Source organism: Listeria welshimeri serovar 6b str. SLCC5334 (assembly GCF_000060285.1).
Lineage (GTDB): Bacteria > Bacillota > Bacilli > Lactobacillales > Listeriaceae > Listeria > Listeria welshimeri.
The window spans coordinates 487,281-499,605 of record NC_008555.1 but is presented as its reverse complement, the minus strand read 5'-3'; the positions used below and the strand labels follow the sequence as shown (position 1 = coordinate 499,605).

Annotated in this window: 15 protein-coding genes; 1 reads left to right on the top strand and 14 read right to left on the bottom strand. The window is 37.5% G+C overall.

Annotated elements, in window-relative coordinates; translation table 11 throughout:
* Positions 1–131: 131 nt before the first annotated feature.
* From LWE_RS02395 to LWE_RS02370, 6 genes are all read right to left on the bottom strand, one after another.
* The gene (locus LWE_RS02395; RefSeq protein WP_003721282.1) at positions 132–356 is read right to left on the bottom strand and encodes a DUF896 domain-containing protein; all 225 of its coding nucleotides are present in this window, start codon (positions 354–356) and stop codon (positions 132–134) included.
* Between the two features lie 74 nt (positions 357–430).
* Positions 431–1,390 (bottom strand): DMT family transporter, encoded by a 960-nt coding sequence (locus LWE_RS02390; protein WP_011701311.1) that lies wholly within the window; start codon positions 1,388–1,390, stop codon positions 431–433.
* A gap of 186 nt (positions 1,391–1,576) precedes the next feature.
* Positions 1,577–2,170: an SGNH/GDSL hydrolase family protein gene (locus LWE_RS02385; RefSeq protein ID WP_011701310.1), complete on the bottom strand. Its 594-nt coding sequence runs from the start codon at positions 2,168–2,170 to the stop codon at positions 1,577–1,579.
* Between the two features lie 100 nt (positions 2,171–2,270).
* A complete protein-coding gene (aroD, locus tag LWE_RS02380) occupies positions 2,271–3,029 on the bottom strand; it encodes a type I 3-dehydroquinate dehydratase (protein WP_011701309.1) in 759 nt (252 codons plus the stop codon).
* 65 nt (positions 3,030–3,094) lie between these two features.
* Positions 3,095–3,970, bottom strand: coding sequence for a shikimate dehydrogenase (locus tag LWE_RS02375; RefSeq protein WP_003725703.1), 876 nt, complete (start codon positions 3,968–3,970; stop codon positions 3,095–3,097).
* Positions 3,971–4,069: 99 nt separating this feature from the next.
* Positions 4,070–6,064, bottom strand: coding sequence for an NAD(P)/FAD-dependent oxidoreductase (locus LWE_RS02370; RefSeq protein WP_011701308.1), 1,995 nt, complete (start codon positions 6,062–6,064; stop codon positions 4,070–4,072).
* Positions 6,065–6,261: 197 nt separating this feature from the next.
* Here LWE_RS02370 and LWE_RS02365 point away from each other — a divergent pair, with 197 nt between their 5' ends.
* Positions 6,262–7,155, top strand: coding sequence for a LysR family transcriptional regulator (locus LWE_RS02365; RefSeq protein WP_011701307.1), 894 nt, complete (start codon positions 6,262–6,264; stop codon positions 7,153–7,155).
* Between the two features lie 43 nt (positions 7,156–7,198).
* On the opposite strand, the gene LWE_RS02360 is transcribed toward LWE_RS02365, so the two are convergent.
* The 8 genes from LWE_RS02360 to LWE_RS02325 all read right to left on the bottom strand — a co-directional run bounded on the left by LWE_RS02360 (position 7,199) and on the right by LWE_RS02325 (position 12,249).
* On the bottom strand, positions 7,199–7,927 hold the full coding sequence (locus LWE_RS02360) for an NUDIX domain-containing protein (RefSeq protein WP_011701306.1): 729 nt from the start codon (positions 7,925–7,927) through the stop codon (positions 7,199–7,201).
* Between the two features lie 92 nt (positions 7,928–8,019).
* On the bottom strand, positions 8,020–8,190 hold the full coding sequence (gene rpmF, locus LWE_RS02355; RefSeq protein ID WP_003718584.1) for a 50S ribosomal protein L32: 171 nt from the start codon (positions 8,188–8,190) through the stop codon (positions 8,020–8,022).
* A gap of 64 nt (positions 8,191–8,254) precedes the next feature.
* Positions 8,255–8,830 carry a nitroreductase family protein gene (locus tag LWE_RS02350; protein WP_011701305.1) on the bottom strand — a complete coding sequence of 192 codons (576 nt, stop codon included), beginning with the start codon at positions 8,828–8,830 and terminating at the stop codon, positions 8,255–8,257.
* A gap of 233 nt (positions 8,831–9,063) precedes the next feature.
* Positions 9,064–9,441: a hypothetical protein gene (locus LWE_RS02345; RefSeq protein WP_011701304.1), complete on the bottom strand. Its 378-nt coding sequence runs from the start codon at positions 9,439–9,441 to the stop codon at positions 9,064–9,066.
* Between the two features lie 12 nt (positions 9,442–9,453).
* A complete protein-coding gene (locus LWE_RS02340) occupies positions 9,454–10,755 on the bottom strand; it encodes a T7SS effector LXG polymorphic toxin (RefSeq protein ID WP_011701303.1) in 1,302 nt (433 codons plus the stop codon).
* A complete protein-coding gene (locus tag LWE_RS02335) occupies positions 10,752–11,117 on the bottom strand; it encodes a hypothetical protein (RefSeq protein WP_011701302.1) in 366 nt (121 codons plus the stop codon). The genes LWE_RS02340 and LWE_RS02335 overlap by 4 nt, the downstream gene beginning before the upstream one ends.
* A 129-nt stretch (positions 11,118–11,246) precedes the next feature.
* Positions 11,247–11,612, bottom strand: coding sequence for a heme oxygenase IsdG (gene isdG / locus LWE_RS02330; RefSeq protein WP_011701301.1), 366 nt, complete (start codon positions 11,610–11,612; stop codon positions 11,247–11,249).
* 157 nt (positions 11,613–11,769) lie between these two features.
* A complete protein-coding gene (locus tag LWE_RS02325) occupies positions 11,770–12,249 on the bottom strand; it encodes a GyrI-like domain-containing protein (protein ID WP_011701300.1) in 480 nt (159 codons plus the stop codon).
* Positions 12,250–12,325 lie beyond the last annotated feature (76 nt).

The window sequence follows — 12,325 nt, the reverse complement described above, 5'->3', positions numbered from 1 at the left end:
TCCGCCGAACTAATTTCTTCTCCTTATTATTATATAGAACTGTCTAGGTGTTGTCTACTAGCTAAAATGTTTCACAAAACAAAAAAGGCTGAAAAAGCTAATTTCGCTCTTTCAACCTTCAATGACTTATATCAGCCTCTTAATTCGGCTTGGATTTCTTTTAGTTTTTTTGGAGTTACATCGTCTCCGAGTGGATCAATAATCGTTACATGATGTAAATTATCTTGCACTGTCCCTCTTATTTTTTTCAAGTATTCTTGACGAAGGGCAGCTTGTCTTTCTTTTTCAAAAGCAGTTAATCCTTCACTTTTTTGTTTTGCAGCAAGTTCATTAATATTTTTTAATAACAATTTCATGCTATCCCTCCTATCATTATCAAGTTACTTTTAATAAGTAACTAACCAAATTATAATATAAAGGTCAATAAAAGTCAAACTTCTTTTTCGAGAAGCTTTTCAGGATCACGTACCTTTATTTTTTTGCGTTCATAAATAAGATCCATTAGAGCTCCTGATCCAAGCAAGACGCCAATAATTATAAAAATAAATCCAATTAATTGCGGGACTTTGATTGATTCCCCTAGGAAAAGCAGTGCGCCAATAAGAGAAAATAATGGATTAAAATTCATAAAAATAGCTGAGCGTGAAGGTCCAATTTTCCCGACCGCAAAGTTATATACAAAATTGCCAAACGCCGTAGCAACGACTGCTGAAACAACAAACAAGAGCCATAACTTCCATGAATGAACCGCCACTAATTCTGACATGCCATTTGGCTCCATGAAGCGACTTAAAGCAAACAACATAACCGAGCCAAGGAATAGCATATATCCCGTCATTAACCCCGTATCCATCGATCCTGCGAGCTTTTTAATAATAATAAAACTAAATGCCTGAGAAGCCATCGCAATAAAAATAGCAATATCCCCAAGTGAAATCCCACTTATTCCGGTTCCATTAGAAAGAACGACCAAACTCACACCAAAAATCCCCGCTAAAAAACCAACCGCACGCCAAGCACCAATTCGTTCACGAAGAAAAATCACAGAAAAAATCGCAACAATAATTGGGGCAGAACCAAGTATAAGTCCCGCATTTGTACCCGTCGTCAGCCGAAGCCCGTTCGATAAGAAAAAATGATGAATAACAATATTAAAAATACTAGCAAGAAAAATTAACCCTAGCTCCCGTTTTGTAGGTAAGCGTAATTTTTTCGTGATAAATAAAATAATAATAACGGTAATTGCTGCAGTGAAAATCCGAAAAGATGTCATCGTAACAGTTGGAAAATAACTGACTAATACCTTCGTCATCGTTACATTAAATCCCCAACTGGCCATTACTGCAATTAATAAAAAATAAAGTCCCACTGGTGCTTTTTCATTCTGCAAAACAAACACTCCTTTTTTTATAAAAAAATACCCCTTAAATTACTTTAAGGGGCATTTCATAGCGTCATCTTCCGCAGCTTTCCACAAAGCTATAACGCGGAAAATGGGGCAGTGATACTTAAGTCACTGCTTGTAGGCTCATCGCATAGACCCAACTATAGCATGGATAATTTTTTCTGTAAAGACTTATTTTGTGAACTCTAACCAAATAGATGCAATGGCTTCATGTCCTGCTTCTGTAGGATGAACACCGTCTTCTGCCAAATATGTCGGCCCATGTTTAATTGCCAAAGCATTCATCAGGCCATCCAGAGGAATAAGTGTTGCACCAAATTCCGCCGCAAGTTCCCGCACAGCACCAATTTTTGGATCAAGGTCGCCGCGCCATTCTTTCCGATCTTCTGGATAAGGCAGCACAAAAGGCTCCATTAAAATCAGTTCTGCATTGGTTTCTTCTTTAATCCGGTTCAAAATCACACGATATACTTCTTTAAAAGCGGTCAGCGAAGTATCTTCCCATCTACTAAAGCTAAACCATGTATCATTTATACCAATCATAATCGTTACTACATCAGGCGCAAGAGAAATTGCATCTGCCTCGATACGGCGATGTAAATCCGCCACCCGGTTCGCACTAACACCACGATTTAAAATAGTGACGTCTTCCTGTCCAAGCTTATTTGCAATTAATTTCACATAACCATGCCCTAATTCATGGTCATTTTCAAAATCGCGCCCTGCATCTGTCACACTATCCCCTAAAAAAAGTAACTTCTTCATTCAGTTCCGTCTCCTTTAAATTTCTTGATTCTTCATTATAACAAAAAAACCTTAAACTTAGAGAATAAATCTAAATTTAAGGTTTTCAAAAGAGACTAAATTAAAATTGTTTATGCAATAAATCAAGCACATGGCGTAATTCATTGACATCAATTTGACCAGGGGCAGATGCTTTTTTCGCTGCTCCAAATGTCATTGCGGAACCAAATACTTCGCCAGCAAGACGACTAATTACGCCTGTTCCTGCCATCGACATAGTAATGATTGGTTGGTCCGCCTTTTCAGATACGGTATTCGTTGCATCGAGTAAAGTTAAAACGTCTGTAGCAGATTTTGGCATAACAGCGATTTTCGGCAAATCCGCGCCAAGAGCTTCCATGCGAGTTAAACGAGAAACGATTTCTTCTTTCGCAGGAGTTTTATCAAAATCATGGTTAGACATAACTACTTTTACATCATGTTTGTGGGCTGTTTCAATCAAGCGAAGAACATCCGCTTCTTCATTGAAAAGTTCCACATCAACTAAATCAATTTTGCCAGTTCTTGCTAGTGTTTCATTTAATTCAAAATAAAATTCGTCACTAACAGCTAGTTCGCCGCCTTCTTTTGCACTGCGGAAAGTGAATAAAATGGGTGTTTCTGGTAAAACTACGCGAATTTCGTCTAGCGCAGTTTCCACTTTTGCTAAATCTTTTACGTCCTCATAAAAATCAACGCGCCATTCTACAACGTCCAAATCAATTGTTTTTAGCATTTCTGCTTCTTCTTTAAGAGCGGCAACTGTTTTACCGACCATTGGTACACAAATTTTTGGCGCACCTTCACCAAACGTCACATTCTTAACAACTACTTTATTCATGTATAATTCTCCTCATTCGATATGATGTCTTAAGATTAGCGATAACCTTATTATATTGCAAGTTTTTAAAATAGGATTTCTTTAATGTAATCTACTGGCATTTCTTTGTGTGTCCAAATTTCGAAAGCTTTCGCACCTTGCCACAGCATCATGCCTAAGCCGTTAAGTGTTTGGCAGCCTTGTTCTTCCGCAATTTCAAGCAATCTTGTTTTGGTTGGTTTGTAGACAACATCTGAAACGATTAATTCTGGACGAAGCATATCCGCACTTGGTAAAAGTGTTTCTCCTTCGAAAGGTTTCATACCAACACCAGTTGCATTCGTGAAAATAACACTTTCAGCAATTTCTTTACGCAATTGTTCATGGTCTTCGATATCAAATAATTGTGCTTTACAATCTGTTTTGGAATTGATTTTTTCTACTGTTTTCTCTGCATTAGCGTAAAAATCATCTTTTCTATTGAAAATCGAGATTTCTTTCACACCATCAAGAGCTGCTTGGATGCAAATAGCTGTTGCCGCACCACCAGCGCCACAGATTGTCATTTTTTTGCCGATAATATCATGTCCTGCTTCTTTTAAAGCACGCATATAACCAGTTCCATCTGTAATGTGGCCAGTTAATACACCATCATCATTAACAACAGTATTTACTGCTCCAACAAGTTCAGCCGCTGGAGAAAGTTTATCTAAGTATTTATGGATATTCGTTTTGTTTGGCATAGAAACGTTCCAGCCACGTAAATTCATTGCGCGGAATCCTTGAACGACATCTTTTAATTCTTTGTCTCCAACTTCAAAAGCAAGGTATACATAATCAAGTCCCAGTTTTGCAAAAGCTTCGTTGTGCATTGTTGGTGATAAACTGTGTCTGATTGGAGTGGCAATTAACCCGATTAATTCTGTGTGTCCTGTAATTCTTTCCGTGATTTTGTTTGTCATAATAACATCGTTCCTTTCCAAATTAAGGTTTATTTGTGAAAATGTGAACTTATATAAAGAGCGAATGTGGCAAAGCGGAATCCGCTCTGCCAATTCGTATTACAAAGAGCCTATTTTTTCTAATGTAGTTAAAATATTTCTTCCTTCGCGAACGCCTTCCAAGATTTTTCTTGTCGCTACGCTATCGCCAATATTAACAATTTCAATTTGTTTTTCTTTTCCATATGCTGTCAGTTCTTCCATAAGTGGGCGTTCTGGTCGCATTCCTAGACAAACAAAGCCATAATCAAATGGAATCTCGGCGTCTACTCCGTCATGCTTCACTTTGAAATGATCAGCTGCTACTTCTGTTAGAGCTGTTTCTGTTTGCACATCCACATGGTTTTTCTCAATAATATCCATCATGGAAAGTCGCGTAATCATATCTAAGTCTTTTCCAAGGAGTGGCATCATTTCTACAATTGTAACATCTGAGCCACGTTCTGAGAAGTACTCGACAACATCAAGTCCAACTGCACCTCCGCCGATAACTGCTACTTTCTTGTTACTAAATTCGGTAAAGTCTTCCATATTCGAAATAAGTCCGAAAATCGAGTGAACTTTACTGCCTTCTTTGTCAATCACGTCAAGCAAACCTTTAATTGGTGGAAGTAATGGTTTGGAGCCTGTGGCATTTACTACCACATCAGGATTAAATGTATCAATAAGCGCAGTATCAGCTTTAGTGCCAGTAATAATTTTTAAATTGGTTAATTTTTCTGCTCGGTTCGCTAAATAATTAGGGAAGTCGGCAATTCTACTTTTGTCTGGAAGATTAGCAATCGCTCGCGCCAAGCCACCAGTTTGTTCATTTGCTTCAATTAGCGTTGTGTTACAGCCAACTTCTGCTGCCGTACAAGCTGCTTCAAGCCCTGCTGTTCCGCCGCCAATAACAACTACATTGGTAGGACGAGTTACTTTTGTTTCTTGGTATTTATCTTCATGAATAATATCTGGATTTACTGTACAACGAATTGGTTTAGACTTCGAAATCCGGTGATCCGCACAACCGATATTACAGGAAATACATTTTCTAAGCATTTCTTCTTGCCCAGATGCCACTTTGTTTACCCAGTTAGGCTCAGCAATTAAGCCACGTCCCATCGCAAGTAAATCAGCGTATCCTTCTGACAAAATCTTTTCCGCTGCTTTTGGACTGCGAATGTTTCCAGAAGTAATAGTTGGTTTGTTAAATTTATCTTTCACTGCTTTTGCAAGGTAGCTTCTCCAACCATCTTCCAAGTTCATTTGGTCAATTTGTAAATATAAATTATCATTAATTGCTGCTGATACATTCAAAATATCCGCTTCTTCTTGGCAATAATCTAAGAGTTCCAAAATATCTTCTAAATGGTTACCACCTTCTGTAAATTCATCTGCACTAAAACGCAGCACGATTGGGAAAAATGGACCAACTTCCTCGCGAACTTTTTCTAAGATTAATTTAACAATACGTGCGCGATTTTCTGGCGTTCCACCAAATTCATCTGTTCGTTTATTATAAAGAGGTGATAAAAATTGGCATAGCAAGTATGAGTGTCCACCATGGATTTCGACTGCATCAAAACCAGCTTGTTGGGCGCGTCTTGCTGCATCCCCGTATTTACTTACGATTTCATAAATTTCTTCTACTGTAAGCGGACGAGGAACTGCTCCACCTTTTTTAGACGGTATATCTGACGCAGAAACTGGTTGAAGTCCATTCAAACGCGCTGGATATGCAGATGCTCCGGCGTGATTAATTTGAATAGATACACAAGTTCCATGTTTATGCAGACGTTCTGTTAATTTGTAGAATCCAGGAATATATTGGTCATTATCAATTCTAAGTTGCGTAGTCCCGTTTGTACCATAAGGAAAATCTACACAAGCGTTTTCAATCGTTATCAGACCTGTTCCACCTTTTGCGCGTTGTTCGTAGTAATTCATATGTTCTTCTAAAAATTCGCCATTTAATCCAGCTAGGTTTGTCCCCATCGGCGGCATAATCACACGGTTTTTAATGGTCATTCGTTTTACTGTTAAAGGTTCAAAAATACTCGGATAATCTGTCATAATAAGCCTCCTGCGACTATAATCTCAGCTAATCTTTTGTTACATTATTCACGTTCAATAATGCACAAACTTATTCCTCTTTCATTATAAGACAGGACTAATCATTAATCTAATGTATATTTTTCTATTTATCCATAGATTTTTTCTATGCAATCGAATACAATAGAGATATCAAGGTATTTCGAGGAGGTTAACTAATGAATTTGCGTCAATTATACTATTTTAAAAAACTCGCTGAAAAAGAACATTATACGATTGCTGCTGCCGAATTATCCATTACCCAACCTAGTTTAAGCCACTCTATCGCAGAACTCGAACGCGAACTTGGGGTTTATTTATTCGAAAAACAGGGGCGCAATATCCGACTGACGAAATATGGTCGTTTCTATTTAACTTATGTAGAAAAATCTCTCGCCGAACTAGAAAAAGGAGAAAAGCTTTTACATGAATTAACCAGTCCTTCTCACGGAAACATTGATTTAGGCTTCATTTATACGATGGGTTCTCACACGGTTCCAGAACTCGTCCAAAATTTTACAAAAGATGAAAAACATAAAGATATCACTTTTTCCTTTTTCCAAGGTGCTACAAAATCAATTATTCCAGACTTAAAAAACGAAAAATTTGATCTAGCTATCTGTTCCTATGTTGAGAACGAACCCGATATTGAATTTTTACCATTAACCAAACAAGAGCTTGTTATTGTTGTAGCTGAAAACCATCCTCTCGCTAAATTTGATTCGATTAATTTAGAAGACACTGCAGATTATTCGTATATTTTCTTTTCTGATACAAGTGGCCTTAGACCGCTCATTGATTCTCTTTTTGCGGAAATAAATATTCAACCAAAAATCGGTTGTTATGTGGAAGAAGATACCGCAATGGTTGGTCTTGTAAGCGTTGATTATGGTATTTCTATCATGCCAAAAATTTCCTCACTCGCGCATTATAACGTCAAAGTTTTATCAATCAATAAACCAAAACACGACCGTTTTATCTATTTAGCAAGTTTAAAAAATCATTATATCTCGCCCGCATCTAAAGCTTTCAAAGATTTTGCTTTACGTTACGGTGAAAAACATTTCTTATAAAAAAAGAGCAAAATCCGCGTTTGCGATTTTGCTCTTTTTGCTATTAAAAATAAATACTTCCCGCTTCTGCATCGGCATTAAATCGGTATAATTCGCCTACTTTTTCTAAATACGGTAAATACTCCATATTGCTCATAAATTCATCTTCATCAGGTAATATACCCGGCTTTGTGCATCCACTCAAGGTTTGATAAAGTAATTCAGCTGAAAAAGTTTCTGGTAGAAAATCGCGAATCGCCGTTGTAAGTAAAAATTCTTCGGTAATTGCGTTAAATGCTTTTTTCAACATATCTAAGTGATCAAATGCTAATGGTAATTCTAATGCTTCCGTCATTGGAAAGAGACCAATTTCCGCTGCATCATCGCCAGCCGCACGTTTTTCCAAAGCTTCTGGTGGTACAATCGCATAAAAAGCACGCGAAATTATCCAACCACGAGGATCACGCCCAGGTTTGTCATATACTCCAAAAGGAATCAGCGGAATATTTGTCAAACTTGTTTCCTCTTCTAATTCACGTTCTGCTGTTTGTTCTGCAGACTCGCCTTCTTCAACAAATCCACCTGGAACTGCCCATTTTCCGCCTTCGATATTCGGTCTACCTTCTGCATTCGTCAGTCCTCGCTTAATCAATAGAATATGCAATGTTTGTTGCCCATTCCATTCTTTTACAGTAGTTAAAATCATATCACTTGTATAGCCATCAGGTGTACGAAATTCCTTCGCATTATAATTTTTTAGCGCATCTTCTTTTTTCACAAATTCTTCTGTCATAAACTATTCAGACTCCTTTTTGTGTAGTTAGGCTCTCCCCATTATAGTATCATAAAAAAAAGAATTTGTTCCAATTGCTGGAACAAATCCTCTTATTTTTCGATAATTGTACGACCTTTATAAGTGCCGTCTGGTGAGATGCGGTGTGACATGCGGTATTCGCCTGTTTCACTATCACGACTCAAACCTGGTGCTGTTAAGCCTTTATGCGTACGGCGCTTGTTTTTCTTCGCTTTGGACGTACGTCTAGCTGGAACTGCCATCTTGCTCGCCTCCTTATTTCTTACACTTGTATCATTGTAACGCTAATCACACGAAACATCAATCTTACAAATCCGCTAAATCCTTCACCCATTCATTCAAAGGTCGACGCGGTTTTGCATCAGGAACTTCCGCTAAGCTAGTTAGATGCAAGGTTCCAACAATTTTTTGTTCAGAAGGAATACCTAAATCGTCAGCAAATTTCGCATCAAAAATAAATCTATTCGACCGCCAAATCATGCCAATTCCCGCTTCCCAACCAAGCAGTTGGATATTTTGAATAAACGCACTAGTCGCTCCAATGGATTCGAAATCTTTTTTCCCATGACCGATAATGTTCGTCGTCACAATGAGTAAGTACGGCGGCGTAATAATTTTCTTCGCATAACCCGCTTTTAAATCTGCAACCTCATCTTCTGAGAAAGTAACCCCTTGTTCGCGCTCATTAAATGCAATAATTTTCTCAATATAACGCTCTTTTTCGGCAAGCGTGTGTAGTACATAAACATTCCATGGCTCTACTTTACTATGAAAAGGTGCAAAGGCTGCTTGCTCCAAAATAGTATTTACTGTTTCTCTTGAAATCGGCGCGTCGTTCGCTTTTTTAATGCTGCGACGTTCCATTATTGTTTTTTCAATCATTCTTCATTCCCCCTTAAATGATAAACGTTATCATTTAGAGAATTATAGCATGATTGGTTTGTGTGTTGCTAGTAAAGGGGCTTTTGGAGTTTAGCATATGTGGTTATTTTGTTCAGATGATTCTCTATAGACAAAAACCTGTTTTTTTATTCTATGGCTGATTCATAGTATATTTTTTCAAATAAAATCATTTATTTCCCGCTTTCTATCTCACCGTATTTCTTAGAAAAAAACTATAATTCAATATGATAATGAGAACATAATATCCAACCGTTTAACCCATATGAAGCTTGTAACTCATAATAATTTAATTTTTTCTCGTTTAAATACTTTAGTAGTTCGTCCTCACTTTCATAATCTAGTGGCCAAAAATAGTTTTTGCCTTCAGAAAGTAAAATTGACTTCTCACTTATAAAGTTGCTAACCTCTCCTTTTACTATATCTAAAATGATACTATTAGGCATTTGATGTTCAAAGCAGAAAGTTAAAAGCCCCTCAAATATGACTTTATACTTTCTGTTTTCTTCATCCTTAACAAACATGATTAATTGAGAATTCTCAAAATCTGCATGATAAGACAATATTTCGCTATCATGAACTGTATTTTTCATAATTAACACTCCTTATTTAGATGGCTTTCTTGGCGGTTTTCTATCCCAATCCCACTCATGTCTATGTGGAAATTCGTGAGTTCCATCGTCTGAATGGTTAAAATCTATATCTTCTTTAGCTCTGCCCTTTTCATCATAATATCTTCTTTGTTTTACACTTCCATCGGGATTTAACAAATCAGCCGAGGAATTGGACATAGCTTTTCCTGGAAGACTTTGTTTATTTTCCACGATGATATGTTTAGGCATTTTACTACCTTTTTTAACAATTTCTTCATAGTCAATTCTGCTAGTTTTCTTAACCCTTTCTATAACCGTTTTGTCGGTTTGTCTCAATTTTATCAATGTATTTTTCGATATTGTTAGCTTCTTCCCTCGATACCCTTTCGTTGCATAGCCAAAAACTAATGAGGTTAAAATCCCAAAACTCTGAGCCTTACTTATTTCCTGACCAGTTATCGGATCTTTATTTTGCTTCAGTGATTTTAGTGTGGCTTTTAACAACTCGCCTTCTTCCGTGGCTTGGTTACTTTCTTTTGGTAACTCGCCGTTAAAGTTCGCTGTATTATAAGCCTCTGTTGCTTTAATATCCACTTTACCATCTTTTGAAAGAATCCACATGCCGCCTTGTTTCACTTTTCTATAACTCGCAAAATCATAGGTTGTCGTATCAGTTGCACTCGCTTTTCCTAATGTTTTTCGCATTCGACTCACAGTGGCAAAATTCAATTTACTCAAATCATAGCTGCCCGTCTGACTATCAAACTGGATATTCGATTGCAGTTCACGGACAGTCTGCTGGATACCTTGCACTAGATCCGTCAAATGGTCGAAAAAAGCCCTATGACTTTGTTCAAAAGCCAAATATTTCTCTAAAATATTTTCCTGCTTATATGCGGTTGCTAACTGGTAACGATAAACTTGCATTTGGCCTTCTGTACTGCTGTTCATTCGTTGGTACAGTGCTTCTTTTTTACTTTCAATGCGGTCAATCATTTGGCCGAGTTCGTATAAACCATCTGCATCAATTTTAGCATTAGGAGAAGGGTCTACTTGGTCGTGAAAGTCCTGGATGTACCGCTTCATCCGTTCTTCACTCTCGTTCATTGCCTCGATTATCGTGTCACAGAGTGGAATGTACGTCATTTGAAAATAATTTTTTGATGATTCCACAGCCTTCCCTTTTAAACTACCATCTTCTATGTAGTTTGTCACGGTGGTTTTGATGCCTTGGATTATTTTTCTTCCTGTTTGGTTAGCTGCGCGTAGTTGGAATGCAAAATCTCGTATTTCTCCGATGTCGATTCGGCTCACTGGAACAACTCCTTTTGTATATCTTGTTGTTTACTTTCCAATTGGTAGATATTTTTTTGGTATGTATTTATTTTTTCTTGGCGTTTTTCCTCCTCAGCTTGAAAAGTTTGGCGCCATTTATTTTTCTCGTCTGCTTGGAGGTCTTCTAAATAGTAGCCGAAATTGCGAGCTTGATCGCCTTGCCAGACTTCTCGCATCAACTCCAAAGACTCGCGTTCTTCGTAACAAATCCGCTCAAAATCTTCTAGCCAAATCCGCTCATTTTGTTCACGTTTGAGCATATCTAAGGATAATTCAGCATCTGTTTGTTGTTTTTGAAGGCTTTGTAGTTGTTGTTTTAATTTCTCGTTGCTTGAATCCATCTTAAATCCATCCCTACTTTTTTGTTCTTAATATACCGCATAAGATATAAAAATTCAATAATTATTTGAAAATTCAAGCGCCACAAAAAAACAAGCCATCTACCTCGAAACGGCTTGTTCACTCACTTCTTATTTTTCAATAGTCACAGGATTTTGCACATGAACCACTTCGAAACGAGCAATTTCATTTCCTACGATGCCTTTGCGATCTTCTCTTTGTTCTCTTGTGTCTTTTGTTCTACCATGCGCTTTTTTGAAGGAATCACTTTTTACCCAATTGCGTTGCGCTTCTTCGCTTTCCCATTTACTTGTAACGACTACTTCTTCATAATCTTTGTCTTCTGGTTTACTGTGCCATAGTTCGAAGCCCAGAAATCCTTCTACTTCTGCGATATCTTTAGTTGGATGTCCGTCGCCATTTGCGCCTGTGAACTGACGAATCACGTGCTCTGCTGCGCCTTTTTCTACCTTAATCGTATTAGTTACAATAATCATTCTTAAATCCCCCTTGGATAATTGTATTGTATGTATAATAGGCTTGTTCCTTCCATTATATTGATAATGATTCTCATTGTCAATGTTGGAAAATGGGATTAGAGTAGGATTTAAAAAGAACAAATTTCACAATCCATGAAATTTGTTCTTTGGTTTGTTAATCTTTTTCAACCACTGGTATCCATACTTCAGAATAATAATCAGCAGCCGTTGTATCGCCTTCTGTGTAGACTTCTATTTCTGGGGCGTTTCCGTGCGTATAGTTGCTTGTTTGGAACCAATCGCTATAAATATATTCCCAGACTCTTTGAATGGAGCTTGGTAGTGGACCAACTGATTGGAAGATGGCCCATTTACTAGCTGGAATGGTTATTTTTTCCATGTCTTCTGGTGGAGTGAGTTCGGATTCAATCGCAATATAGTAATCCATTTTGTCGCCATTCATTTGGCAGATTCCTAAAATACCATCAATCGTCGCGAATTCAGCTAATTCGTTTACTCTTTCTGCATCGCCGTTTTCATTTGCTTCTTGCCAAAATTGGCTAATTTTTTCTTTTTGGGCATCATTTTCTACTGAAAAAGTTCTTTTTTTCCCGACAGCTGTAAAAGCATTTCGTTCGACAACCTCTACTTTCATGATTTTTGTCCTCCTTCAATTGCTTTAGATAACTTAAGTATAAACAAAAACTATCCAATCTCCAAATGGAAACCAG